Below are 555 nucleotides of genomic sequence, written 5' to 3'. Positions count from 1 at the left end.
AGCGGTTGGCCTCGGGGAGGCGGGCCGCGGCGGCTTCGAGGCCGGTGCGGTACGGCGTACGGGCCAGGCGGCGGGCCGCCCGGTAGACGGTGAGCGGGACGAACAGCGAGGCGGGCGAGGCGCCTTCGGCCTTGGCGACGGCCGCGACGGGGGACAGGAGGTGGCGTCTGCGCCGGTCGAGGAGCAGGTCGGCGAGGCGGGCGGGGTGCGCGTCCAGGACCTCGCGCGCGCCGGCCCCGGTGAAGTGGTCGGCGCTGCCCGCCGTGAGTCTGCGCCGGTTGCGTTCGGCCAGGACGAGGGAGGGGCCCGGCTCGTCGGTGAGCGGGCCCTCCAACTCCGCGTACGGGAGGCCCTCCTCGCCCGCCGCGACGACGACGTGGTGCAGCCGGGGGTTCGCGGCGATGGACCGGGCCCGCTCCAGCTCCGCCTCGTCGCGCCCGCCGGTGGCCAGGTCGTTGAAGGTGACGGCGAGCAGCCGCTCCCCCGCGCCGGTGCCGTGCCCGAGGATCGTGCCGGGCGCGCCGGGCAGTCCGGCGGCAAGCAGCGCGAGGGTCC

General features: G+C 78.4%; 1 pseudogene. It reads right to left on the bottom strand.

Annotated features, from left to right (window positions below):
• Positions 1 to 555 (bottom strand): annotated as a pseudogene (locus GT042_RS09660) (asparagine synthase); the annotation flags it as partial.

This window comes from Streptomyces sp. SID3212 (genome assembly GCF_009865405.1).
Classification (GTDB): domain Bacteria; phylum Actinomycetota; class Actinomycetes; order Streptomycetales; family Streptomycetaceae; genus Streptomyces.
The sequence above is the reverse complement of the archived record's forward strand: the minus strand, read 5'-3'. Positions and strand labels throughout refer to the sequence as shown.